The following is a 26,867-nucleotide window of genomic DNA, read 5'->3' on the forward strand; positions in this document are numbered from 1 at the left end:
TGGAAATTACCCGGTAATTTAAATATATTGTCACATGGAACCTAAAGATCTGAAAAACTCAAATGATGAGTTAAATGTAACACCGGAAAAAAACGATGTTGCTGCTACGTCCGCAGAAAGCCAAGCGCTGAGTCCTGAACCTGAAAATACTTCCGAAGCGGATTTTGTACCGGAGGTTTCTGAACCGGTTTCCGGTGAGGAAGGTGAACATGCCGGGGAAGAAATTCAAGCTATTGCAGAAACGGCAGAAGTAAGTGCCGGGATTGAAGCAGCTCCGGATGCAGTTGATGAACCCGTGCAGGCTTCTGAAACAGAGCCTGTGCCGGAAGTTTCTGAACCGAATGCCAGGCAGGAAGATGGACATGCCGGGGCAGAAATTAGCGCGGTGGCAGAGCCGGAAGAAGTAAGTGCCGGGCTTGAAGCAGTTCAGGATGCAGTTGAAGAACCTGTGCAGACATCTGAAACAGAGCCTGTGCCGGAAGTTTCTGAATCGCTTTCCGGGCCGGAGGATGAGCATGCCGTAGAAGAAATTAGCGCGGTGGCAGAGCAGGCAGAAGCAAGCGCCGGGACAAAAGATGCCGGAGACGCGGTTGATAAGCCGGAGCATTTGACAGAACCGGACGAAGAAGACGAATTGGATGAAGAAACGGCCAAAACCGTTATAGCTAAAGGAAAGATCGATTACTCCGGGTATTCGGAAGTCGAACTGATCAACGCGTTACGGGCTTTGATAACATCGCCAACCGACCAAGATATCAAAGAGGAAGTTGACCGGATAAAAATCAATTTCTATAAAATTCATAAGGCCAACCTGGATGTTGAAAAGGCCGCGTTTTTGGAAGCTGGCGGCGACGAAAGTGAATTTGTTTCGGCCAATGCACCTTATGAAGAAGATTTAAAAAACCTGTTAAAGGATTTTCGTCAGCTGAAGAACGAACACGGAAAGCAGATGGACGAAGAAAAAGACCAGAATCTTCAGATTAAGTACGACATCATCGAGGAAATAAAATCATTGGTTAACCGGAAGGAATCAATCAATAAAACATTCCAGGAATTCAGGGATTTGCAGCAGAAGTGGAGAGACACGGGCCTGGTTCCGCAATCAAAACTGAAAGACCTTTGGGAAACCTACCATCACCATGTCGAAAACTTCTACGACTACATCAAAATAAATAAAGAACTGCGCGACCTTGATCTGAAAAAGAACATGGAAGCCAAAATTGGTCTGTGCGAAAAGGCCGAGGAATTATTGGTCGAACCATCCGTGATTAAAGCGTTCAACATTTTGCAGAAATATCACGAACAATGGCGCGAAATAGGACCGGTTCCGCGTGATAAGAAGGATGAGTTGTGGGAACGCTTTAAAGCAGCCACTTCCATCATTAATAAGAAACACCAGGAATATTTTGAAGACCGGAAGGACGATCAAAAGAAAAACCTCGACGCTAAAACAGCTTTATGCGAAAAAGCGGAAGAAATTGCCGGCGCTGAATTGCTGAGTCATAAAGACTGGGACGATAAATCGCGGGAGTTGATCGAGCTGCAGAAGGTTTGGCGAACAATCGGCTTTGCGCCCAAAAAAGACAATAACCGCATTTACGACCGTTTTCGCAGCGCCTGTGATCAGTTTTTTGATGCCAAACGCGAATTTTATGCGCAAAACAAAGAACTTCAGCAAAATAACCTGCAAATGAAAGCTGATTTGTGTGTGCAGGCCGAATCGCTGAAAGACAGTGCCGATTGGAAAAAAGCAACCGACGAATTTATCCGCATTCAGAAAAAATGGAAGGAAATTGGTCCGGTGCCGCGCAAACAGTCAGACCTGATCTGGAAACGATTCCGTGCAGCCTGTGATTATTTCTTCGAACAGAAATCAATTCATTTTTCTTCGGTCGATCACGAACAGGTTGAAAATCTAAGACTTAAAAAATCGTTGATTAAGGAGATCAAGGATTACGTCCTGACGAAAGATGAGGATGCTGACCTGGAGCAAATGAGAGATTTTCAGCGGCGGTGGACCGAGATCGGGCATGTTCCGTTTAAAGACAAAGATAAAATCCAGAATGAGTTTCGCGATGCCATTAACATTCATTTTGACCACCTGAAAATTGACGATCAGAAACGTAATCTGCTGAAATTCAAAAACAAGATGTCGAATTTTTCGGTTACATCCAAAGGGCAAAATAAAATGCGCTTCGAACGTGATAAATACGTGTCCAAGTTGAAGCAGATGGAAAGCGATCTGGCCTTGCTGAATAATAACATCGGTTTCTTTGCCAATACCAAAAATGCGGAATCGCTGATTGATGATGTGACCAAAAAAATACAGAGCACACAGGAGAAAATTGAGTTTCTGAAAGAAAAAATCCGCATCATTGACGAAATGGACGATGAGGATTATGATTAGTCGTAAAAATGACTACTGATTTTAAACGGATATAACTGAATAAATTAGCAGGATGGTTTCGGGCTCTGGCTTGAAACCATCTGTTTTTTGTCGGATATAAAATGCTAAACCTGTGAAATTATTGAAGCGTAATAATTTTTTATTGCTTAACTTTGGGCGTTTTTAGAAACATTAAAATTTTACGATTTTGTCAGCAACCAAGTACATCTTTGTAACCGGAGGTGTGACCTCCTCCTTAGGTAAGGGAATATTAGCGGCGTCATTAGCTAAGTTACTGCAATCCAGAGGTTATTCCGTGACTATTCAGAAACTCGACCCGTATATCAATGTCGATCCGGGTACACTTAACCCCTATGAACACGGGGAGTGTTACGTGACCGAAGACGGAGCCGAAACCGATTTGGATTTGGGCCATTACGAACGTTTTCTGAATGTTCCCACCTCCCAGGCAAACAATGTGACAACCGGGCGGATTTACCAGTCGGTGATTAACAAAGAACGTCGCGGCGATTATTTGGGCAAGACTGTGCAAATCATTCCTCACATTACCGACGAAATCAAGCGGAAGATAAAGTTTCTGGGAACGAAAAAAGATTACGACATCGTGGTTACTGAGATTGGCGGTACGGTTGGCGACATCGAATCGTTACCTTACATCGAGGCTGTTCGTCAGTTGAAATGGGAACTGGGCTCAAGCGCATTGGTCATCCATCTGACCCTGGTGCCTTTCCTGGCTGCTTCGGGCGAACTGAAAACCAAACCAACCCAGCATTCGGTTAAGATGTTGCTCGAAAACGGGGTACAACCCGATGTACTGGTTTTGCGTACCGAACACGACCTGGGCTTCAGTATCCGGAAAAAAGTGGCGCTTTTTTGCAATGTCGATATCGATTCGGTCGTCCAATCCATCGATGTGTCGACCATTTATGAGGTGCCAAACAAAATGCTGGAACAGAAGCTGGACATTACGGTCCTCAAAAAACTGAAATTGCCTTATAAAAACGAACCCAGGCTGGATGACTGGAATGAGTTCCTGAAAAAACATAAAAATCCGGAAGCTATTGTAAATATTGGTTTAGTCGGGAAGTATGTTGAGTTGCAGGATGCCTACAAATCGATTGCCGAGGCTCTGATTCATGCAGGCGCCGAAAACCGGGTGAAGGTTAACCTGAAATGGATTCATTCCGAAAAAATTACCAAAAAGAATGTCGAGTCTGAACTGGCCGGTTTAGGCGGTGTGATTGTTGCCCCGGGTTTTGGGCATCGCGGAATTGAAGGCAAGATACTCGCGACCAAATATGTCAGGGAAAACAATATTCCTTTTTTGGGGATATGCCTGGGAATGCAAATCGCAGTCATCGAATTTGCCCGGAATATCCTCGGTCTAAACGGAGCCGATTCAACCGAGATGAACGAAAAATCGCCCTATCCGGTGATCGACCTGATGGAAGAGCAAAAAGGGATTACCGAAAAAGGCGGAACCATGCGGTTGGGGGCTTATACCTGCGACATTACCGACAAAAAGTCGAATCTTTATAAGGCATACGGTAAAACCGAAATCAGGGAACGCCACCGTCACCGTTACGAATTTAATAATCATTACCTGGATAGCTTTAAGAATGCCGGAATGGTTCCGGTTGGCCTTAACCCGGACACGAATCTGGTTGAAGTTATTGAAATTCCGAAACACAAATGGTTTGTCGGGGTTCAGTATCACCCGGAATACAGTAGCACGGTGCTGAGTCCGCATCCTTTGTTTGTCGCCTTTGTGAAGGCAGCTATGAGTTAATTTTCGAAAAAAAAACAGATTTTTTATGGATAAAAATACGATTGCCGGGATTGTGCTGATTTTTGCCATCCTGATTGGTTTTAGTTACCTGAATAAGCCATCGCAGGAGGAGATTGAGGCGGCCAGACGACGGCAGGATTCAATTAGCCAGGTGGAAAGCCTGCGTAAACAACAGGCAGAAACTCAACTTCAGGTAATGGCCGAACAACAGGAGGAGGCCCTTACGGCTGATACCGCTGCAGCGAGTTCACAGCTGACCGATCGCTACGGGGCATTTGCCGAAGCTGCTTTTGGTGAAGAGAAGTTCATCACCCTCGAGAATAACCTCATGAAGGTGACCGTGTCGACCAAAGGCGGGAAAATTTATTCCGTCGAACTGAAGAATTATCAAACATACGATTCCTTACCCTTATTCCTTTTTGATGGCCCCGGCAATTTATTCGGGCTGAATTTTTTCTCGCAAAACCGAAGGATCAGAACCGATGACCTGTACTTTATTCCATCATCAACCCAGGAAGTTTTAAACGTATCAGGCCCCGACGTCAGAAAAGGGAAAGAGGGAAATTTGGGTTATAACGAGGAACACGGTGGAAGCAGCCAATCATTAAGCATGAAATTGCCAGCCGGAGAGAACCGCTACCTGGAGTACCGGTATGAGTTGGCTCATAATTCATACATGCTTGGATTTAAAGTGAATACGGTTGGCCTGAATTCCCTGGTATCTTCCAATACCAATTACCTGAATTTTAACTGGGCTTTCCCGGCTCCCCGCCTCGAACGGAAATCACAGTACGGTGAAGACCGCTATACGTCGGTCAATTATAAGTATTTTGACGATGAGGTGGATAAACTGACTCCGGCAAAATCGAGCGAGGAAACCTTAAAAACCAAGGTGAAATGGATTAGCTTTAAACAACTTTTCTTTAGCTCAACCCTGATTGCTGATGACGCTTTTCCAACAGCCGATATTAAATTCAATTATACCGAGGAGAGCGAAACACATGTTGGCGATTTTTATGCCGATATTGCTTTTCCATACGAAAACCTTCCGGCACAAACCTACGGCATGCAGTTGTACTTTGGGCCAAACCATTATCATACCCTGAAACAATATGACCTGGATCTTGACCGGCTGGTGAACCTGGGTTATTCGATCTTACGCCCGGTAAACCGCTATCTGATCATCCCGGTTTTTAACATGCTCCGAAACCGGATTAACAACTTTGGTGTCATCATTTTATTACTGACCCTGTTCATCAAGCTGATCTTATTCCCGTTCACCTATAAATCATACATTTCGCAGGCTAAAATGCGCTCGCTGAAGCCGGAGATGGACGAAATTAGCGAGAAGTTCGGAAAAGATAAACCCATGGAAAAACAGCAGGCGGTGATGGCTTTGTATAAAAAAGTGGGCGTAAGCCCGATGGGCGGCTGTTTACCGATGTTGCTGCAAATGCCGATTTTGTTTGCTATGTTCTTTTTCTTCCCGACTTCGATTGAATTACGTCAGGAAAGCTTTTTGTGGGCAAAGGACCTGTCATCATACGATTCGATCCTGAATCTGCCGTTTACCATTCCGTTTTATGGCGATCATGTGAGTTTGTTCTGCTTGTTGATGACCATTACGACCATCATTTCAACCAAACTCAGTCAGCAGGCAACCAGCAGTCAAACCATGCCGGGTATGCAAACCATGATGTATATGATGCCGGTTATGTTCCTGTTTATTCTGAACAGTTATCCTTCGGGCCTGAGTTATTATTATTTTCTGGCCAACCTGATCACGATCGGGCAGATGTACCTGTTCCGGGTGTTGATTGACGAAGAAAAAATCAGGACCCAGTTGTACGCTGCCAAAAAGAAAGGCGGCCCGGTTCAAAAGTCAAAGTTCCAGCAACGTCTCGAAAAAATGGCGAAAGAGCGGGGAGTTCAATTGCCGAAATAGATAAAAACAAGATATCTGTGAAAATGCTGCCTTTTGGCAGCATTTTTTGTATCTTTTCGTATTTAACTTTAGGACGCCGATGAAAACATTGAATGAGATTGGAGATTTTTACTTCGAATGATAACCTTATTGATCCTGAAAATATACCATCATGAAGAATTTATTTATTTTATTGATCGCGGGAGCAGGGATGATATTCACTTCCTGTACCGGGACGCCGAAAGAAAAAGAAACTGAAAAAACTGAAATTGACATGAAAGCTGAGGCATTTGCCCCGTTTAAACTGACAACCGATTTGAGTGTTCTCTCCGAAAACGAAAAAAATATGTTGCCGCTTTTGTTTGAGACAGCCAAAATTATGGACAACATTTTCTGGCAGGAGGCTTATGGCGACAAAAACGAAATTTTGGCAAAGGCAAACAGCCCGTCCATGGAGAAGTTTATTCAGATTAATTACGGACCCTGGGAGCGCTTGAACGGAAACCGGCCTTTTGTGGAGGGCTACGGCGAAAAGCCCGCCGGAGCCGGATTTTATCCGGCCGATATGACCAAAGAAGAATTTGAAGCCTGGGATGAACCAACAAAAAACAGTCTGTATACCCTCATTCAGCGCGATGAAAATGGCAAACTGGCGGCAATACCGTACCATATCGCCTTCAGGGAGCAGATTGAAACGGCAGCCGGCTATATCAGGCAGGCAGCAGGTTTAGCCGAAGATCCCGGTCTGAAAAAGTACCTGGAACTTCGTGCAGAGGCATTGTTGACGGACGACTATTTTGCCAGCGATGTGGCCTGGATGGAGATGAAAAACAACACGATCGATTTTATCGTGGGTCCAATTGAAAATTACGAAGATCAGCTGTTTGGTTATAAGGCGGCCCATGAGGCTTTTATTCTGATAAAAGACAAAGACTGGAGCCGTAAACTTGAAAAATACGCTGCTTTGCTGCCCGATTTGCAAAAAGCCTTGCCTTGTGCCGTGCCGTATAAAAATGAAATGCCCGGATCAGACTCGGACATGAACGTTTACGATGCTGTTTTTTATGCCGGCGACTGTAATGCCGGAAGCAAAACCATTGCCATTAACCTGCCGAATGATGAGCAGGTGAGGGAAACAAAAGGCAGCCGGAAATTACAGCTGAAAAATTCGATGCAGGCCAAATTCGATCAAATTCTGATCCCGATTTCAGAATTACTGATTGCTGAAGATCAGCGTTCTCACGTGAAGTTTGATGCCTTTTTTGAAAATACCATGTTTCATGAAGTGGCACATGGTTTGGGCCTGGGCAAAACAATCGGAGGGAGCCAGACAGTCAGGGAAGCCCTGAAAGAAGCCTATACGTCGATTGAAGAAGGAAAAGCCGATATTTTGGGTTTGTGGTGTGTGTACGAACTAAACCGCATGGGCGAACTGACCGATAAAGACCTGATGGATAACTTTGTTACGTTTATGGCCGGTATTTTTCGTTCGGTGCGGTTTGGGGCAGCCAGCGCTCATGGTAAAGCCAATATGATCCGCTTTTACTATTTCCAGGAGAAAGGCGCGTTTGAACGCGACCAGGTTACCGGAACTTACCGGGTCGATTTTGAAAAAATGAAACAGGCCATGTTTGATCTGTCTGATTTGGTCCTAACGATCCAGGGAGACGGCGATTATGCCAAAGCGAAGCAGATGATCGACGAGTCGGGTTACATTCGTGAAGAACTGCAAAAAGACCTCGACCGGATTGGCGAGGCAGGTATTCCTGTAGATATTGTTTTTGAACAAGGAGCTGAAATGCTTGGAATATAATTCAGGCCTGGTATTAACGGGAAGATCCGATTGATTCACTAAAGAACCAATCGGATTTCTTTTTGAAGGGGGAAAGGCAGGTATCGTTATAAACCCGGCTTCTTTACTCAGCCGGATGAACATCAGTTATTCTGCTTTTCTGAACCACAGCCGGTTGCCTACACTGTAATATTTGTTGCTTTCCTGCAAATCGGTTAATTGTCCATCGTTGCTGTCGTTGTGCCTGTACGGTAAATGCGGTACGATAAGATCTTCGCCTTTATTCCAGTTTGCCGGGGTGTAAACAGTCTCTGCCATCGCTGCTTGCAAGGCAATCACGGTACGTTCAATTTCTTTCATATTCCGGCCAACTTCGGTTGGATAAAAATTGATTGAACGGATGATATTGTCGGGGCTGATAATGTAAACACCCCTGATGTCTCTGCTGGTACTTGTTGGGCTGTGGAGCATGCCATATTTCCGCGAAACCTGCATCGACTGATCATCAATCAGCGGGAAGTAGATCTTTTGTGCCCCGCGCCCTTTGTAGTCCAACTCTTCCAGATGAGCTTTCCACATGTTGTGTTGTTCCAGGTTATCTACCGAAATGACGGCCAGTTTCACACCCAAATCCGCGAATGCTTGCTGCATGTAGGCTAGTTCGAGTAATTCTGATGTACATACCGGCGTGAAATCTTTGGGATGACTCATCATCACTTTCCAGTTTTTACCGTAATCGTCCGGAAAGTTTAAGGTTCCGTTTGTTGTTTCCGCTGTAAACACCGGAGCTTTTGCTCCAATCAGAGGGATTTGCCCGCTTTGGCTGTAACCAACTCCTGCGAAAAAAATCAGCACGAAGGATAACAAGAATAATTTTCTCATAAAATAATTTTAAATATTGCATACTTCTTCTAAAATGAATCCATGAGATTCATACAGAGCGATTTAATCCGCTCATCAGAGAGATGTCGTTGAAGTTTACAATAGTGGCCCTACCTCTTATTGCATCACCCGCAATGACATGTAAAGAATTTTGGAAAAAAGACCTCACGATTATTACTAAGCCCTAAAAAATATAAGAATCCTGTTCTCATTTTCCCTCGGTGCGAATTAACCACTTAAAAGGGGCCTAAGTCAATAGGTAATTTCCATACCTAAAGGTGTTTTATTCTTTTTTTACTGAAAAAAGGCTTATCCGGTCGCGAAGAACTGTTCGATGCATTTTAGAATACCTTTCCCGCGTTCAAGTTTTTTTACAGGTGGCAGTCCGGTTAACTGTCGTACCCGGTTAACTTCGGTAAGCGAAACCGGAAGATCCGGATGGTTAATTTTCAGGATCAGGGCTGTTTTTAGGGTCGAACCTTTAACGCGGACGGTAAAATTTCCTGTTCGTGCCGGGTGAATATGAATATATCTTCCAGGCTCAATTCCTTCGCGTACAATCCATTCCGAATGATCGTCCAGTTGGATGTGCTGATAGCCCGGTGTGGCGTTCACCCAGGTTCTGAATTTGTCGGGATGAAAAAGTTTATTGTTTTTCAGAAAGCAAATTATTTGATTTTCAATTGCTTCAGGAGATAACTGGCCGGTGTAAATATCGATGTAGTTATGACACAACGGGTCAAGCATTTCGGCCAGTTCATCTACCGAAACGATGGTCAGTAAAGTCAGGATATAATTCCGGTGATGCTTGAAAGCATTGAACTTTACAGGCAGAGAGATATCATTCAAGCCGGTCATAACAAAAACTTTCTGCAAAGTTACGAATGGAATGCGTTCCGGTTTGCTGCCAATGATCAGAAGCTGTAGCCGATGCCAAATTTCAACCCGTCTTCAACCAGGTGTTGCTGGTAACTTTCTTTATTGAAGGCAATAACGGCATGGTTTTTTAGAAAGGCGTTTACAAAGAAATTCAGATGTTTGATATTTATTTTTCCGCCCAACCCAAACCCAAAGCCAATCCCGGTTTGGCTGTCGATGCTTTGTTCGGGCAGCTTGATGTCGAAATCGACCAGTAAACCGCCATTGACAAAAAAATATTTTAGAAAGCTGAGGTTGCCGTAAGCCGGAATGGTTAACAGTTCGGCCGTAGTTTGTCTGGCTGTAAGATCAATTTCCGGATTTGGCGCCGGGGTAATTTCTATTTTGTTTCTGGAATATTCCAGCCCGGTTTCGAACCAGAGGGAAGAAACAAGCGCTTTTTGGTAGTTCAGCCCGAGCAGGAAAGAGCCTTTGCCGTGGTAACCGGCAGCGCCATCCAGTTCATTTGTCCGGTACACGTCGTTGTTCGCGTATCCGTAAACCACGGCTAATTTGTGATTTTGAGAGAAGGAAACAGTGCTGATTAAAAGCAACAGAATCAGTGCGGTTAGTTTCATTTGGTTTGATTTTTAAGGGATGATTTGTGTTTTACTCATAATGTGTTATGCAAAAATGATGATAAATTTACAAAATATATCGCATCCATTAAAATCTGTTTTTTGCTTGGAACAGTAAATTTGAATTTTTTCTGAAGGAGATCGCAGGAACAGAAAAAATTTGCTTATTCCTGGACGAGGAGCGCCGATCCGGGTACCGATTCCAGGCTGACGGGGCCGGCAATCTTTAATGATTTTTGTTACCTTTACCGCGTGAAAAATTAAAAATATGGAACTGAATCTACTCACCGCGATTACTCCTATTGATGGCCGTTACCGGTCGAAGGTCGAAAACCTGCAATTGTATTTTTCAGAATATGCGCTGATTAAATACCGGGTTTATGTTGAGGTCGAATATTTTATCGCCTTGTGTGAGCTTCCCCTGCCGCAGTTGGCCGGTTTCGACAACAGTTTGTTTGCCCGCCTACGCCGGTTGGTGGAAAGCTTTTCTGTAGCCGATGCACAGCGTGTGAAAGACATTGAGAAGGTAACCAATCACGATGTAAAAGCCGTAGAGTATTTTCTGAAGGAGGAATTTGACAAGCTGGGCATTCAGGTGTATAAAGAGTTTATTCATTTTGGACTGACCTCGCAGGATATTAACAATACGGCCGTTCCCCGGTCGATACACGATGCGCTGGATTATGAATATTTCCCGGCGATAAACGATTTGACCGATAAGCTGGACGAGTTGGCCGAAGAATGGAAAACGATACCGATGCTGGCCAAAACGCATGGTCAGCCGGCTTCGCCAACAAACTTAGGGAAAGAAATCCGTGTTTTCTCCGAACGGATTAAAAAACAACTGGAGCAGCTGAAAGGAATTCAATGCGATGCCAAATTCGGTGGCGCAACCGGGAACTTCAACGCGCACCAGATCGCTTACCCCGAAATCAGCTGGAAAGCTTTTGGTAACCATTTCCTGAAAAAATACCTGGGGCTCGAACGAGCGCAATATACCACCCAGATTGCTAATTACGATAACCACGCGGCTATTTTTGATGCCCTGAAACGTGTGAATACCATTCTGATCGATCTCGACCGCGACATGTGGACATACATTTCGATGGAATATTTCAAGCAAAAAATCAAAGCAGGAGAGGTGGGGTCGTCGGCGATGCCGCACAAAGTAAACCCGATTGATTTTGAGAACTCGGAAGGAAACCTGGGGATCGCTAACGCCTTGTTTGAACACCTGGCCGTAAAACTTCCGGTTTCGCGTTTGCAGCGCGACCTGACCGACTCAACGGTTCTGCGTACCATCGGGATGCCCATTGCACACACGCTGATTGCGGTTCATTCAACCATGCGGGGGCTGGATAAATTGTTGCTGAACCGCGATGCGATTGACGCCGACCTCGACGCCAACTGGCCCGTAGTTGCCGAAGCCATCCAGACAATCCTGCGGCGCGAAGCTTACCCGAATCCATACGAAGCCCTGCGCAACCTGACACGCGTTAACCGGAAGATTGATCAGCAGGTCATCCACGAATTTATTGATACCCTCGACATCAGCGATGCCCTGAAAAAGGAGTTGAAAAAAATTACGCCACACAATTATACCGGCATCTTTTAATTTTAATTAACGCATTGTTTGATGACCGAATCGGGGTGGTTGTCATTCTGAAAAAAATGGCATATAAACAATCATGAAAGATTTAATCAAACTGTTACGGAGATTTTTACCTCCATATAAAGGGAAAGTTGTTCTAAACTTTGTGTTTAACCTGCTGGCAGCTGTTTTTGGGGCTTTTTCGTTTGGCTTGTTGTCGCCGGTGTTGGGTATTTTGTTTGGTACCGAAGAAGGAGTCACCGAACTTTTGCCCTTCGAGATGTCGGTCAAAGTCATTTTAAATAACCTCTCGTATTTTATTACCTGGGTAATAAACCAGTTCGGACAATCTACGGCCCTGATTTACATCGGGATGTTCATTATCCTGATGGTGTTGCTGAAAGTGGGTTTCACCTATCTGGCCAGTTATATGATGATTGGCATCCGTAATGGTGTAGTCCGGGATATCCGGGGCAGGATCTACCGCAAAATGTTGTCTCTACCCTTGGGATTTTTCAACGATGAGCGGAAAGGCGATATTATGGCGCGTATGACCAGCGATGTGCAGGAAATAGAAAATTCGGTGATGAACTCGCTGGATATGCTGTTTAAAAATCCGATTCTGATTCTGATCTCGCTTACTTACATGGTTTATACCAGCTGGTCGCTGACAATTTTTGTTTTCATCATGTTACCCGTAACCGGTTTTTTGATCGGCAGAGTTGGGAAAAGCCTGAAACGGCAATCGCGAAAAGGGCAAAACAAACAAGGTGAAATTCTTTCAATTATTGATGAAGATATTTCGGGTTTAAGGGTGATTAAGGCGTTTACTGCCGAGAAGAAGGCAATTGAGCGGTTCGACCGCGAGAATGAAAACTACCGCCTGATTATGAACAAGCTGATGAGCCGTTATTTTCTGGCCCATCCAATGAGCGAGTTCCTGGGAACAGCCGTGATTGTGATCGTGTTGTGGTACGGAGGAAACCTCATTCTGTCGGGTGACGCGGGAGCGCTTAGCCCGCAACAGTTTATTGTTTACCTGGTGTTTTTCTATAATATCATCAACCCGGCAAAGGCTTTTTCAACCGCTTTGTACAGCGTGGAGAAAGGACTGGCGTCGATGGAACGAATTGACCGGATTTTGGGGCAGGAGAACTGGATAAAGGATAAAGCCGACGCTGTTTCAAAAACCGAATTTACCGGATCGATTGACTACCGGAACGTGAGTTTCAGTTATGCTTCCGAAAAAGTGCTTGATCAGATCAACCTCCGTATTCGTAAGGGGCAAACCGTTGCTTTTGTCGGGAAATCGGGTTCGGGAAAAACAACGCTCGTTGACTTAATGCCACGTTTCTGGGATGTGACCGGCGGCGGAATCTATCTCGACGACATTGATATCCGCGATATTAAGCTGCACGATTTACGCAGCCTGATGGGGAATGTGAACCAGGAACCGATTTTGTTTAATGATACGTTTTTCAATAACATTGCTTTTGGCGTTAACGATGTGACTGAAGAAGAGGTGGTGAATGCGGCAAAAATTGCAAACGCCCATGAATTTATTATGGCAACCGAAAACGGTTATCAGACCAATATCGGCGACCGGGGCGATAAACTTTCGGGCGGGCAAAAGCAACGGGTCTCGATTGCCCGGGCCATTCTGAAAAATCCGCCGATCCTGATTCTTGATGAAGCAACTTCCGCGTTGGATACCGAGTCGGAAAAGCTGGTGCAGCAGGCCTTGGAAAACCTGATGAAAAACCGGACATCGCTGGTTATCGCGCATCGCCTGTCTACCATAAAAAATGCCGACCTGATCTGTGTTCTTCATGAAGGTAAAATTGTGGAAACGGGGACTCACGAGGAGTTAATTGCCCGCGAAGGTCACTATTATAAACTGCATAAGATGCAGGTGTTTTAGCCCGTTTAAAAGGAGGCCAAACCGCCTTCTGATTTTTTTATTATTTTCACCCGAATAAACAACGAATAGGCAATATGAAACAAATCCGGTTTATTTTGAGTTTTGTTCTTTTCTCAATCATCACCTTGTTTTCTTCGCAAGGGCAGAACGCGAATTCTTATAAAACGGAAAAGGACCTGCTGTACCGGAGTGGCGAACTCACGGATTATATGCAGGAACGTTGCCGGCTCGATCTGTATTATCCTGACAATAAACCGGGTTATACAACCGTGATTTGGTTTCACGGGGGAGGTATTACCGGCGGAGAAAAATTTATCCCCGAACAATGGAAGAACAAAGGGATTGCTGTTGTTGCTGTTAACTACCGGCTGGGGCCTACGGTGAAATGTCCTGAATATATTGAAGATGCCGCGGCAGCAGTGGCCTGGGTGTTTAATCATATCGAAGAATTTGGCGGCGCGAAAGAACGGATTGTGATATCCGGTCATTCGGCCGGCGGTTACTTAGGCAGTATGGTGGTCATGGATAAACGTTACCTGGCTGCTTATCAGCTCGATGCAGACCGGGTTGTGGCTTTGATTCCGTTCAGCGGGCATACCATCACGCATTTCCTGATTCGTTCGGAACGGGGGATGGCGGGAACTCAGCCCTTGATTGACGAATTTGCCCCGCTATATTTTGTGCGTCCCGATGCGCCGCCCTTGTATCTGATTACCGGCGACCGCGAGTTGGAGATGCTCGGTCGATACGAAGAGAATGCTTACATGTATCGGATGATGAAAGTGGCCGGACACCGGGAGACCCATTTGTTCGAGCTCGACGGATTTGATCACGGAGGCATGGCGGTTCCCGGCTTTGATTTGGCACTCAGAATATTAAAGAAGCTAAAGTTAAACTGACCGGTTTAGGATGATAACAGGAGTTGTTGGTAAAGCTGCTCAATCTTTTTGGCCGCCTTTTCCCACCGGATGGTCGAGACTTCTTTTTTACCCTCATTTTTCATCGTGCTGAAAAGCGCCGGGTAGGATAATATGCCGTGGATGGCATCGGACATGGCCTGTACATCCCAGAAATCGACTTTAATGGCATGTTTCAGCACTTCGGATACGCCCGATTGCTTTGAAATGATGGTGGGCACGCCGCATTGCATGGCTTCCAGCGGGCAAATGCCAAAAGGTTCCGAAACGGATGGCATCACAAAGACATCCGAAAGACGAAGCATCCGGTGAACATCCTTTCCTTTTAAAAATCCGGTAAAGAGAAACTTGTTGCCTAATCCGGTCCGGGCCGCTTTTTTTATCATTTCCGGGAGAAGATCGCCGCTGCCGGCCATAATAAACCGCACATGATTCATCTTTTCGAGGACCAGCTCGGCAACCCGGATGAAATATTCAGGTCCCTTTTGCAGGGTAATCCGTCCCAGGAAGGTCACAATTTTTTCCCGATTGCTTTTCAGCTTTTCGGGGTCAGTTACCGGCTCATCAAATTCTACACCGTTGTGTACCGTACTGATTTTGGAGGGTGAAATGTCGTATTTTTCGATCACCATTTCCCGTGTCCGGTTACTGACACAGATGATGTAATCGGCTGCATCCATGCCTTCTTTTTCGATTTGATACACCCGGGGGTTTACGTTGCCCCCGCTGCGGTCAAAATCGGTAGCATGTACATGAATCACCAGGGGTTTACCGGAGACTTTCTTGGCAAGTATGCCGGATGGAAAGGTTAACCAGTCGTGCGCGTGGATCAGATCAAATTGTGTTTGTGTGGCCAGGTGTTCGGCGACAACCGAAAAATTGTGGATTTCATTAAACAGGTTGGGTCCGTAATTTCCGGTAAAATTTATTTGTGATACGATTTGCCGATCCGATTTGATCCCGATTTCTTCAACCGAAGCAGGAGCGCGTTTATGGTACTCTTCCGGGTTGGCGTAGGGGACAAGGCCCGACTCAATACTAAAACATTCAACCGGGAGCAATAATTTTTCCGGACGGATTTTGCTCTTCAATAAATCAAGCTGATTGGCGCCGCGCAGTTGAATGCTGTTTTCGATTTCGTTGCCATGTACTTTGGGAATGACAAAAGTAATGTCGACATTAGCCAGGGAAGACAAGCTTTTTGTCAGTCCGTAGCAGGCTGTTCCCAAGCCCCCGGAAATATTTGGCGGAAATTCCCATCCAAACATGAGTACATTCATGCGATTGCCTGTTTCTGTTTTAAGAGTCCTGTTTAATGTAATTAGAGACAAATCCGCTGTTTGCTCTGTCGGTAACAGTTCGTATCAACCGCCTTCCGAACGGTCCCGTTGATTTTTCGGTAAACTGGTAAAAAGTGATTAAGCGCAGTCCACTTCGTGTTCTGGCTTACATTTATCCATCCTGACGATAATAGCAGGTAGATAATAAATCATGTTGCCTGCACAACATCCGATCTGTCGGGTAGGTGTTTCAAAAAAGAAAAGGCTTAGAATCTGTCCCGGCAAACTGTTTTTTTGCCTTTTCTTCGGAAACTTGCCAGTCAACAATGTAACCAAAGGAATCGCCCGTACAGTGAATTCCTTTGTTGTCGGCGTATGGCTTATGTTGCTTCTTATTGCCTGTGCGTAAATAGTGGATGTGGTGTAAACTTACAGGAAAGTCATATTTACTCCTGGTGTCCTGTGTTTTCATGGTAAATGCCTTTATCAATATTTCTGTCTGTCCGAAATTTTTATTTCTGCCCAAGTGGCAGCCAATTAAAAATCACATTTTTCACATTCCTGATTGTCAGGATTTTAAAAAGAAGAGAAAAAGAGCGCTTGTTTTATATGTTGTCCGCATGTCTGGACTAAGAAATACGAAATAGGAATGTAAAAGTTTGTTAATAATCCTTAATCTTTTTTTCGGCTGTCGGTTGCAGGGTTTATCCGGCGGTGAAAATGCTGTGTTTATGGTAGCTCCCATCCGCTTGCCAGGATATCTGCAATATGAATCGGTTTAATGGGGAGTTTTTGTTTTTTTATGTAGCCTTCAATATTCATCAGGCACGAAGATTCGGTAGAGATGATGTATTCGGCGCCTGTTTTTAATGCATTTTCAACTTTCTGTTCAGTCATCGCCGACGAAATGGATGTAAACTTGGCCGCGAAGGTCCCGCCAAAACCACAACAGGTTTCGGTATCTTCCATTTCTATCAGTTCCAGCCCTTTTACCTTCGAGAGCAGCAGGCGTGGCTCGCGTTGGATACCATATTCCCGCAGGGCCGAACAGGCATCGTGGTAACAAACCTTATGGGGAAAGCTGGCCCCGAAATCGGTAAAGTTGATTTTGTTTACCAGGAAATCAGTCAGCTCATACAGCCTGCTTTTTAACCTGATGTGGGATTCGTATTCCAGGTCTTCTTTTTTAATCAGGTCTGAATAATAATTTTTTATAAAGCCCGTGCACGATGCCGACGGACTCACAATGAGGTGTTCACCATGAAAATCAGCAACAAATTTCGTTGCCAGTTTTTTTGTCTGCTCCCAATAACCGCTGTTATAGGCCGGTTGTCCGCAACAGGTCTGCTCGGGATTATAATCGGCTTGTATTCCTGCTTTTTTCAGCAGTTTAATGACATTAAAAGCGGTGTTTGGATAAAGCTGATCGATGAAACATGGTATAAATAAGTCGACTCTCATGACTAAAGCAAAATTTGGCTAAAGATAATCGGAATTCCGCTTAGGAAAAAACAATACACCGGTCACTTTAATTTTTTTTGCAGAACGGTTCTTATACATGAACCTGTCTTATCCCCACACCCGTTAACGCAGACAGAATGATGAACACGAAGACGTGAATTCTTTAGATGGCATGTGCAGAGAGCAGAGGGCAATTACCGAATGACCGGAGGCCGGAGAAAGTCGCAGTCTTACTTTGCCGCTCAGAAACTTTATTTAACGCCGGGACTTTGCAACGGTCTATCGTTTTATTCTGCCTCCGCCATTAATTTACGGTGATCGGGTAATCAAAACTTCCTGTCTTAAAAACGATTACATGATTGCAGATTCGTAAAGTTGTTAAAAGTTTTAAAATAAGTTGCATATATTAATGTAAACGATTACATTTACACACTACTTTGACGTTGTGATAACGTTTACATTATTTAATTAAGTCACTCTGCTTTTTGTGGAGTATAGTTAGCAACTAATTAAAACCAGAACTTATGAATGACAACAATTTTAGGTCGACTTTTAAAGGAAAAAGGACATGCTTAAAATTCAACTCTTCAAATTTTCGAAGGGGTCTAAACCTTTTGACGTTGAAGACTGGTATTTTAAGTCTGATAACCGTTGTGTTGGTTTTCAGCTCTTGTGTCCAGGGATTTGATGATGAATGGACTTTTACTTCGGACGTTGAAAACACGACTTTGGAATCACCCAAAGCAGAAACGGTTGTTTTTACTCCAAGTGCAAACGGTAGGTCTCTTCGGATAGACTGGTCGGTAGTTCATGGTGCCGGAGGTTATCAGTTCTCATTGTACATTGTTGATGATCCGGATAATCCGGTGGTTGTTGGAGTTGAGAATGAAATTATTGATAGATGTTACATCACCCGTGACTTGCTGCCGGATACAAAGTATAAAGTTGTTCTGAAAACGATGGGAAACGAAAAGTACAACAATCAGGCAGCAACCTCAGCCACAGAAGTGAATTACAGTACACTATTGCCGGCAACGCTGATTCCTGATGGTATCGATTTGTATCAATATTTTATTGATAATCCTATTGTGGATAATGGAGAAGAGATCGGATTTGAATTGGAAGCCGGCGGAAATTATACTGTTTCTGCTGAGATTAATTTTGGCAAAGCAAATGTGACGCTTCGCGGTGACAAAATCGAACGCGCTTCTGTTGTAATGAGCGCGGGTATAAAATCGCAGGGCGGTGGTTCAAAAATTAAGTTTATCAATTTTGATTGTGCCGGTATTCCTGCCAGCAGTGCGTTTTATGGTTTTACCGATATTCCGGAAGGGAATGTTCTGGTTAACGATGCAGTAAAAGTGACAAATCCGGTTGTTTTTCTTTCCTGTAATTTTTCCGCATTACCAGCGCCGTTGTATTGGGACAACGGTAAGAATTATGCAGTTCAAACTTTATTAATCGAAGATTGTCTTGCTGAAATGACCAATAATGGGCGTGTCATCTGGAACTCTGCATCCCGGGGATCACTCAAGGATTTTGAGATAACTAACAGTACCTTTTATAAAAACAATGCGGGGACCGATTTCTGGATGCAATTGTCAACCGGTTCGCGGATAGTTGCATTTGGTTGGGTCGAAGGTAATTTCACATACGCCAACTGTACTTTTTATGGCTTTGATCGCATGCACAACTCAAATCAGTATGCACAGGCATATATAAAAACTACTGTCCAGAATTGTTTGTTCCTCGATATGCTTCGCGATCAAACAGCCCGTTATATTCTTCCTGGTAGCCGTTTGTACAGCGAACCGGCTATCAAGTTTGGTAATAACACGTACTGGCGAGTTGGTGCAGTCGAAAATTATGGTTCTTACGATAAGAGCGGAACAACACTGGATGAAGATCCGCTTTGTGTCAATCCGGCAGGCGGAGACTTTACATTGGGTAATCAAACTACGGTTTCAAGAGCTATCGGTGATCCGCGTTGGTTTTAGTGCCGGTAATAAAATAAAAGTTGAACGAATTTTAATCTGATAAAATGAATAATACGAATAGGCTGGAACAAAATCACAATACCTTTGAGGTTTTGTCGGGTGCAGTTGTTTTGCGCTCAGCTAAGTACACCATATTACTTCTTTTTCTGAGTATTTCTCTGACTTTTTTTTACGGAAACCAGGCTCAGGCCCAGGCTCAGAAATCAAAAATGTATGAAGGGGTAGTCGTTGAAGAGAACGGTCAACCCATTGTCGGAGCAACTGTTGCCGTAGTTGGAACCAACATCGGCGCAATTACCGGTAGCGACGGAAAGTTTGCTATTGCTGTTCCCGTTGATAAAGAAGTTGAAATTTCATTTGTTGGCTATGTTAATCAAAAAATCAAAGATCTCAGCAACACCCGAATTGTATTGAAAGAAGACCTGCTGAATTTGGACGAGGTAGTCGTCGTGGGATACTCTTCGCAGAAGAAAGCGCATTTGACCGGGGCCGTTGCGACTGTTCCGATGGATGACATTGCGGATCTTTCATCGACCGGTTTAGCGACTGCTTTGAGCGGTCTCGTCAATGGATTGAGTGTTAGCGGGGGAGATGGCCGGCCCGGTGAAAATGCACGGCTAACTATTCGTCAATCCAATGTAAGTTCTTCGTTGTCGTCAGTTTCCGGCTTTGTTCCTGATTCAGGTCCACTTTATGTCATTGACGGCTTCATTTCAACTGAAGAAAACTTCAATAATCTCGATGCTTCAATGGTCGAGAGTATTTCTGTTTTGAAAGATGCTGCGGCTGCAGTTTACGGGGCACGTTCGGCAAACGGGGTTATTCTTGTAACTACTAAACGGGGAGAAAGAGGGAAACCGAAAATCTCTTACAGCGGTCAGTATGGTTTAACCGATGAAGTTTCGCGTGCAAAAATGCTCGATTCATATAACTATGGAAAAATCTGGAATGCGGTTCGTGCTGCTGATCCCCGGGATGAATGGGATCCTTTACGCGATTTGTTTCAGGCAGATGAACTGCAGGCCATGAGAGGGCTTAATTATGATTTGCTGGATAGAGAATGGCGGGCGGCATTAACGCAACGGCACAGCGTAAATATCTCGGGAGCTTCTGAGGGAGCAAATTATTTTGGAGGTATTTCTTATTACAATCAGGATGGCAATATGGGAAATATTGACTACGAGCGGTGGAATTACCGTGCCGGTGTCGATCTCAAAATCACAGACTGGGTAAAAACTTCGTTACAGGTATCGGGAGATTATGGTAGCGAAAGCAAAGCCTACAGCAAGGTAGGAGGCTCCAATAACGAACGGGATTACAATTCGTTATTAGCACGTCCAAGATATATTCCGGAATATGTAAATGGCTATCCTGTTGCACTCTACGGACCTTCTAATACGAAATTGAATGACACTCAGCTCTACCATTACGATGTTGGCCAGAACATGGGAGACCGTTCAGAATCAATGCCTCAAAATATGACGATTAATACTTCACTGGAGTATGATTTTGGTTGGAACAAAATGCTTAAAGGATTGAAACTGAGATATACTTATTCAAAGAGTATCAGTACAAATAAAACCAACCAAAAAGCAACTGCTTACGATATTTACTGGTTGTCGCAGCGTTCCGGAAGCGGAGAGCATCTTTATACCGGGAGCGATTTAAATCTCGATGAAAGTAATTTTCAGAAAGTTATAGTAACCAATGGAAATGCGTTAACACGTTCGACCAGTCGGGGAGACAGGTATCAAATGAACTTTGTGGCCTCCTACAACCGCAGTTTTGGACTACACGACATAAGCGGCTTGTTTACGATAGAAAAATCAGAGTCAGAGGCAGAAGATTTGGAAGGCAGCGTGACATCTCCGTATACATTTACTAACGGGCAATCCAATTCGGCTACCGGTATTCACACAACATCGTTTGGACGGTCCGAATCTGGTAACCTTTCGTATATAGGAAGGGCTAATTATGCCTATGCTGATAAGTATTTGCTGGAATTTTTGATACGTTCGGATGCTTCCACCAAATTTGCACCTGAAAATTACTGGGGAACTTTCTATTCGGTGTCAGGAGGTTGGGTTGCAACGGAAGAGAGCTGGTTTAAAGAAAATGTGAAATTTGTTGATTATTTTAAACTGCGTGGATCATTCGGTCTTACGGGAAGGGACAATATTAAACCCTGGTTCTGGACACCTGTATATAATCTGGACAAAGATAAAGGTGCAATTTTTGGAACCGACGGAGTAAATACTGCTGCAGGCCCTCATATAAGTATCCCTGATCAGTCACCGAATCGCGATGCACATTGGGATAAAAGTTACAAAGCCAATGCCGGTATCGATCTGGCAACGCTGAAAAGTCGTTTGTCTGCCAATATCGACGCTTATTATGAATGGAACAGGGATGTTTTCGTAACTCGTTCGGCGAATGTTCCATGGACAATCGGAACAAGACCGTCTGCTGAAAATTACGGAGAGATTGATGTTTGGGGAGCTGAATTGGCAATAACCTGGAAGGATAAGATAGGTAAGGATTTCAAATACAGCATCGGAGTAAACACCGGGTACACCGACAACAAAGTTCTTAAAATGCCTTGGAAAGCTCTTATTCCCATTGATGAGTTGCAGCCTGGACAGCGTCAGGACGTAGGAACATGGGGATACAATTCTGTCGGGATGTTTCGTAGCTATCAGGAAATAGAAGAGTATTTTGACAAATACAGTATTACAAATTATCTTGGGAAATCCAAAGATGGGGTTCATCCCGGGATGTTGATTTACGAGGACGTGCGCGGCTCGCAAAATGCAGATGGCTCCTATCAGGGACCGGATGGAAAAATCGATGTAAACGATGTTGTTCAGCTATCTAAGCGAAGTAACAATCCTTACGGATTTACCATGAACTTGAAGGCAGAGTACAAAAGTTTCTCTTTAAGTGCACAATTGAATGCAAGTTGGGGTGGTTACACTCTTATTCCTAAAACTGCAAGATCAATTTCAAATATGGTTTCAAGCGGTTCGGGATATCAGGTGATGGAGTACACGAATCTTGCTTCTTTCTGGGCCGACAACATGTTTGTTTATGAAGACGTGGTGGACAATGAGGGAGTAGTTGTTGCAGCTGCCAATCGCGATGCGAAATACCCGAACCTGCGGCATAGCGTTAATGATGTAAATTCGACGTTTTGGAGGATAAGCGGCACGCGTGTTACACTGCGTAATGTAACAATGGCTTACTCTATTCCCCGGACACTTGTAAAGAAATTGGGTGTAGAATCGTGTCGTTTAAATCTGACTGCCCAAAATTTGCTTAGCTTGTACAATCCGTATCCCGATAAATTTATTGATCCCCTTGCCGGCTCGTACGGAAGCTACCCTAATTTGAGAAAAGTTACACTTGGTGTTAATGTTTCATTCTAAATGATGAGAAAATGAATATAAAAGCATATATAACTTATTTGGGGACTATTTTTTTAGTTACCATATTGTTAAGTGGATGTAGTGATCAGTTTTTGCAGGATAAAAAAGATTATACGAACACGACCGATGATGTTTTCAACTATTACAGTGGGGCGTTGGGGCGGATTAATAACATTTATACGTTAATGCTGCCTGAGTCGACTTCGGGAATTACTTACGAGCGCCCGAGCGCCGGAACTGCGGACGATCACTCTAAATCTACCGAAGAGTATGCCGGTTTGTCGAGGTATGTGGATCCGGAAGTAGTAATAGCAAGTTCAGATTTGCCAAGTTACTGGGGTGATGAGAATAAAACATCAAGAAGTACATACGGACGAATTCGCAACTGTAATGATGCGATTCGTGGCATTACAAACAGCTCACTTTCGCAGGAAGAAAAGGAAGAACTGTTAGGGCAAGCTTACTTTTTCAGAGCCTGGATGTACTTTCACCTGGTAAAATTGTATGGTGGTGTTCCATTAGTTAAGGAAGTGCAGAATCCGGTAGCCGGCGACGATGACGGGGCAGATTTGATTGTTCCCCGTTCGACAACCAAAGAGTGTATCGATTTTATATGCAGTGACTTGGCGATTGCCGCTAAATACTTACCGGTGCGTTGGGGTGCAGGAAATTATGGAAGAGTAACAGCCGGAACAGCGTTGGCCCTCCAGGGACGCGTCCGTTTGTTATATGCCAGTCCGCTCTTTAATCGTGCTGATGATCAGAATCGCTGGACACTGGCTTACCAGTCAAACAAAAATGCATTGGATACGCTGACGATGGGCGGATTTGGTTTGGCCTATGCTGATAATCCAGGTGTAAATGCTTCTAACTGGGCAAAGATGTTTTCTGATTATGAAAGTCCGGAAGCCGTTTTTGTGACACTTTATAATAAAATAGTCGATGATGGGGGTAGCACTAATCCTTATAAAAACAATGGCTGGGAAAATTCTATTCGCCCAAAAAATACCGGAGCAGGTAACGGAAAAAATGCTACTGCAAATATGGTCGATTTGTTTCCAATGGCTGACGGTATGAAACCCGGACAGTCAGAGACATATCCATATTCTAAAAATCTTTTTATGCTGAACCGTGATCCCCGTTTTTACCAAACGTTTGCATTTCCCGGCGTACGGTGGACATTTGACGGAGATCCAACTTCAAGGGGAGCTGATTACCCATATACAGGAATGAATTACGTATTGTGGAATTATGCCTGGTATCAGGACACCGAGAAAAAAGATGATGCTGGGCAAAAGGGTTTTGCTGCCGATGGATTGGGAACAGATTATCAGGGCGTGTATATCCGTAAACGTACCGATGATCGGGACATCAACAGTAATCCGTTGTATGATTACCGTATTGATAAAGGAACTTCCCCGTTTGGTGGTTCTGCCGCTCCATATATGGAGATCCGTTATGCTGAGGTGCTACTTAACTTTGCGGAAGCTGCTTGTGGCGCTAACAAACTTGGTGAAGCAGTTCAGGCTTTGCAGCAGATTCGTGCCCGTGTAGGTTATACTGCTGACAATAATTATGGATTGGATGCTGACCTAGCCGGTGATCGGGCAAAACTTTTCTCTGCAATTTTATATGAACGTCAGGTTGAACTGGCTTATGAAGGTAAGCGTTTCGACGACATGTGTCGTTGGATGCTTTGGGATGGAGGAGAAGGACAGGGAAGCCTTAATGCGTCATGGGCGCTCAGCGGATTTGGCGGTAATACTTGTACTTATTTGAATGTGGAGCCTTTTAATGGTAAACGTCGGGATAATCTTGAGCTTCGGGTGAATGACAACGTTGCAAATGGTATTGCCAATGCGAATCGGGATAGTGATCCGATTAAAGCCAACCGACCTGCCGCATGGAATTTAAAAAATAACAAAGACGCCAGTGCTGAACTGATCGACTTTTATACGACTAAGCTGACCCGTAAAGAAAGACTTGGTGATTCGAATGGTAAATATGTCGATTTTAAACCTAAGTACTACTTCCTGGGTCTAAGTAGAAATGTACAGCAAAATAACGTTACATTAAAGCAAAATATCGGTTGGGAAGATTTGAATAACGGAAATGCCCCCGGTACCTTCGATCCTTTGGCAGAATAATCTTTTTAAAAATAGAATTTGTGATAGCAGGATTTCCTGCTATCATTTTTTTAAGATCCCCCTATTAACAATTATTAAGACATGAAGAGGAATGTATTTGCGGGAGTTTGTGCTTTGTTTTTGCTGGCATATACTACCGAAGTTAGGGCCCAATACCCCACCATTTCGGATGAAGACAAAAAAGCTTCTCAGGAGTTGATTGACGAAACCTATCGTTTGTCTGATATCGCCTGGGAGAAGGCCCTGCCAACTGTTGAGAAAGAAGCGGCTGAAGGCCGTCCCTATATCCCCTGGGCCGGTCGCCCGAGTGATTTGCCTCAGGCCGATATTCCAAGTTTTCCGGGAGCTGAAGGTGGCGGTATGTACACCTTTGGTGGCCGTGGCGGAAAAGTGATTACGGTGACCAGTCTGGCCGACAGCGGTCCGGGTACCTTGCGCGAAGCTTGCGAAACCGGCGGCGCCCGTATCGTGGTATTCAATGTGGCAGGGATTATCAGGCTCGAACGCCCGATTATTGTCCGTGCCCCCTACATCACCATTGCCGGGCAAACCGCCCCGGGCGACGGTGTTTGCCTGGCCGGTGAAAGTTTCTGGATCAACACGCACGACGTGATTATCCGTCACATGCGCTTTCGCCGGGGCGAAACCTGGGTGGGCCGTCGCGACGACGCGATTGGCGGAAATCCCGTCGGTAATATTATGATCGACCATGTGTCGGCAAGCTGGGGTTTGGACGAAAACATGTCGATTTACCGTCACATGTGGAACGAAGGCATCGGAAAACCGGACCTTAAATTACCTACCGTAAATATCACGATCCAAAATTCCATTTTCTCCGAAGCCCTGGATACCTGGAACCATTCGTTCGGAAGTACTCTGGGCGGCGAAAACTGCTCGTTTATACGCAACCTGTGGGCCAACAACACGGGCCGCAACCCATCAATCGGCTGGAACGGTACCTTCAATTTTGTAAACAACGTGATTTTTAACTGGATGCACCGTTCGGTAGATGGAGGCGACTACACCGCCAAATACAATATCATCAATAACTATTATAAACCCGGACCGGTAACTCCGGTTGACCGTCCGATCGGCTATCGCATTCTGAAACCCGAATCGGGGCGCAGCGCCCTGAAACAACGGGTCTACGGAAAAGCTTACGTGCACGGTAACATTGTTGAAGGAAACGAAAAAGTGACCAAAGACAACTGGGCAGGCGGCGTTCAGCTTGAAAATACGCCCGATCCGAATAACCGCTATGCCGAAACCTTACTGGCCGACAGCCTGGGCGCTTACAAAGAAATGGTTTACTGGCGCCGTCCGTTTGATATGCCCTATATGAGTATGATGCCGGCAACCGATGCTTTTAGCTATGTATTGGAAAATGCCGGGGCGACCATGCCGCGCCGCGACCCGGTTGATCAGCGGATTTCGCGCGTGGTTAAAACCGGTGTTATCGAATATGAGAAAAAAGTGAGTACGAAGGATGTTCCGAAATTTAAACATCGCCGTTTGCCGGACGATTCCTATAAAATGGGAATTATTACAGATCCTTCGCAAGTAGGCGGTTATCCCGCATATAAAGGAACCCCTTATGTGGACACCGATAAAGATGGCATGCCTGATGCATGGGAAAAACAGTTTGTTTTGAACCCGAACGATCCTTCGGATGCCAATGGCGATTTGAACGGCGATGGTTATACCAACATTGAAAAATACATCAATGGCATTGATCCGCGCACCCGGATTAACTGGCAGGACCTGAGGAACAACTTCGATACGCTGAAAGATAAAAAGAACGGTTTACTTGAATAACTGCTTTTTGGTTGGTCTCATGA

The 26,867-nt window shown here is 44.6% G+C and carries 17 protein-coding genes; 11 read left to right on the forward strand and 6 right to left on the reverse strand.

The annotated features are described in order from the left end of the window. Positions 1-34 precede the first annotated feature (34 nt). The 4 genes from AC6H3C_RS11400 (at position 35) to AC6H3C_RS11415 (ending at position 7,933) form a co-directional block, all read left to right on the forward strand. Complete coding sequence (locus tag AC6H3C_RS11400; RefSeq protein ID WP_497520917.1) at positions 35-2,407, forward strand: DUF349 domain-containing protein; 2,373 nt, start codon at positions 35-37, stop codon at positions 2,405-2,407. A 187-nt stretch (positions 2,408-2,594) separates the two neighbouring features. Continuing rightward, on the forward strand, positions 2,595-4,196 hold the full coding sequence (gene pyrG, locus AC6H3C_RS11405; RefSeq protein WP_497520918.1) for a CTP synthase: 1,602 nt from the start codon (positions 2,595-2,597) through the stop codon (positions 4,194-4,196). Between the two features lie 25 nt (positions 4,197-4,221). Continuing rightward, positions 4,222-6,141, forward strand: coding sequence for a membrane protein insertase YidC (gene yidC / locus AC6H3C_RS11410; protein ID WP_497520920.1), 1,920 nt, complete (start codon positions 4,222-4,224; stop codon positions 6,139-6,141). 151 nt (positions 6,142-6,292) lie between these two features. Continuing rightward, the gene (locus AC6H3C_RS11415; protein ID WP_497520921.1) at positions 6,293-7,933 is read left to right on the forward strand and encodes a DUF8614 domain-containing protein; all 1,641 of its coding nucleotides are present in this window, start codon (positions 6,293-6,295) and stop codon (positions 7,931-7,933) included. Between the two features lie 126 nt (positions 7,934-8,059). Here the strand turns inward: AC6H3C_RS11415 and AC6H3C_RS11420 are convergent, their stop codons facing one another. The 3 genes from AC6H3C_RS11420 to AC6H3C_RS11430 form a co-directional block, all read right to left on the reverse strand. After that, a complete protein-coding gene (locus tag AC6H3C_RS11420; RefSeq protein WP_497520922.1) occupies positions 8,060-8,794 on the reverse strand; it encodes a peroxiredoxin in 735 nt (244 codons plus the stop codon). Between the two features lie 309 nt (positions 8,795-9,103). Continuing rightward, positions 9,104-9,652, reverse strand: coding sequence for a hypothetical protein (locus tag AC6H3C_RS11425; protein WP_497520923.1), 549 nt, complete (start codon positions 9,650-9,652; stop codon positions 9,104-9,106). Positions 9,653-9,708: 56 nt separating this feature from the next. Then, positions 9,709-10,290: a hypothetical protein gene (locus AC6H3C_RS11430; protein WP_497520924.1), complete on the reverse strand. Its 582-nt coding sequence runs from the start codon at positions 10,288-10,290 to the stop codon at positions 9,709-9,711. A gap of 268 nt (positions 10,291-10,558) precedes the next feature. Here AC6H3C_RS11430 and purB point away from each other — a divergent pair, with 268 nt between their 5' ends. The 3 genes from purB to AC6H3C_RS11445 all read left to right on the forward strand — a co-directional run bounded on the left by purB (position 10,559) and on the right by AC6H3C_RS11445 (position 14,701). Beyond that, positions 10,559-11,905 carry an adenylosuccinate lyase gene (gene purB / locus AC6H3C_RS11435; protein WP_497520926.1) on the forward strand — a complete coding sequence of 449 codons (1,347 nt, stop codon included), beginning with the start codon at positions 10,559-10,561 and terminating at the stop codon, positions 11,903-11,905. Between the two features lie 73 nt (positions 11,906-11,978). Next, a complete protein-coding gene (locus tag AC6H3C_RS11440) occupies positions 11,979-13,802 on the forward strand; it encodes an ABC transporter ATP-binding protein (RefSeq protein WP_497520928.1) in 1,824 nt (607 codons plus the stop codon). 74 nt (positions 13,803-13,876) lie between these two features. Beyond that, positions 13,877-14,701: an alpha/beta hydrolase gene (locus tag AC6H3C_RS11445; RefSeq protein WP_497520929.1), complete on the forward strand. Its 825-nt coding sequence runs from the start codon at positions 13,877-13,879 to the stop codon at positions 14,699-14,701. A gap of 5 nt (positions 14,702-14,706) precedes the next feature. Here the strand turns inward: AC6H3C_RS11445 and AC6H3C_RS11450 are convergent, their stop codons facing one another. The 3 genes from AC6H3C_RS11450 to AC6H3C_RS11460 form a co-directional block, all read right to left on the reverse strand. Then, the gene (locus AC6H3C_RS11450) at positions 14,707-15,999 is read right to left on the reverse strand and encodes a glycosyltransferase (protein ID WP_497520931.1); all 1,293 of its coding nucleotides are present in this window, start codon (positions 15,997-15,999) and stop codon (positions 14,707-14,709) included. A 250-nt stretch (positions 16,000-16,249) separates the two neighbouring features. Then, positions 16,250-16,471, reverse strand: coding sequence for a hypothetical protein (locus tag AC6H3C_RS11455; RefSeq protein WP_497520932.1), 222 nt, complete (start codon positions 16,469-16,471; stop codon positions 16,250-16,252). A 257-nt stretch (positions 16,472-16,728) separates the two neighbouring features. Continuing rightward, entirely contained in the window at positions 16,729-17,460 is a 732-nt protein-coding gene (locus AC6H3C_RS11460) for a (Fe-S)-binding protein (protein WP_497520934.1), read from the reverse strand. Between the two features lie 620 nt (positions 17,461-18,080). Between AC6H3C_RS11460 and AC6H3C_RS11465 the strand changes: the two genes are divergently transcribed. The 4 genes from AC6H3C_RS11465 (at position 18,081) to AC6H3C_RS11480 (ending at position 26,844) form a co-directional block, all read left to right on the forward strand. Beyond that, positions 18,081-19,457, forward strand: coding sequence for a DUF4992 family lipoprotein (locus tag AC6H3C_RS11465; protein ID WP_497520936.1), 1,377 nt, complete (start codon positions 18,081-18,083; stop codon positions 19,455-19,457). Positions 19,458-19,501: 44 nt separating this feature from the next. Further along, the gene (locus tag AC6H3C_RS11470; protein WP_497520937.1) at positions 19,502-22,882 is read left to right on the forward strand and encodes a SusC/RagA family TonB-linked outer membrane protein; all 3,381 of its coding nucleotides are present in this window, start codon (positions 19,502-19,504) and stop codon (positions 22,880-22,882) included. Between the two features lie 11 nt (positions 22,883-22,893). Next, entirely contained in the window at positions 22,894-25,029 is a 2,136-nt protein-coding gene (locus tag AC6H3C_RS11475) for a RagB/SusD family nutrient uptake outer membrane protein (RefSeq protein WP_497520939.1), read from the forward strand. A gap of 81 nt (positions 25,030-25,110) precedes the next feature. Next, a complete protein-coding gene (locus AC6H3C_RS11480; RefSeq protein ID WP_497520941.1) occupies positions 25,111-26,844 on the forward strand; it encodes a pectate lyase family protein in 1,734 nt (577 codons plus the stop codon). Positions 26,845-26,867 lie beyond the last annotated feature (23 nt).

It is taken from the genome of Gaoshiqia sp. US2, from assembly GCF_059705485.1.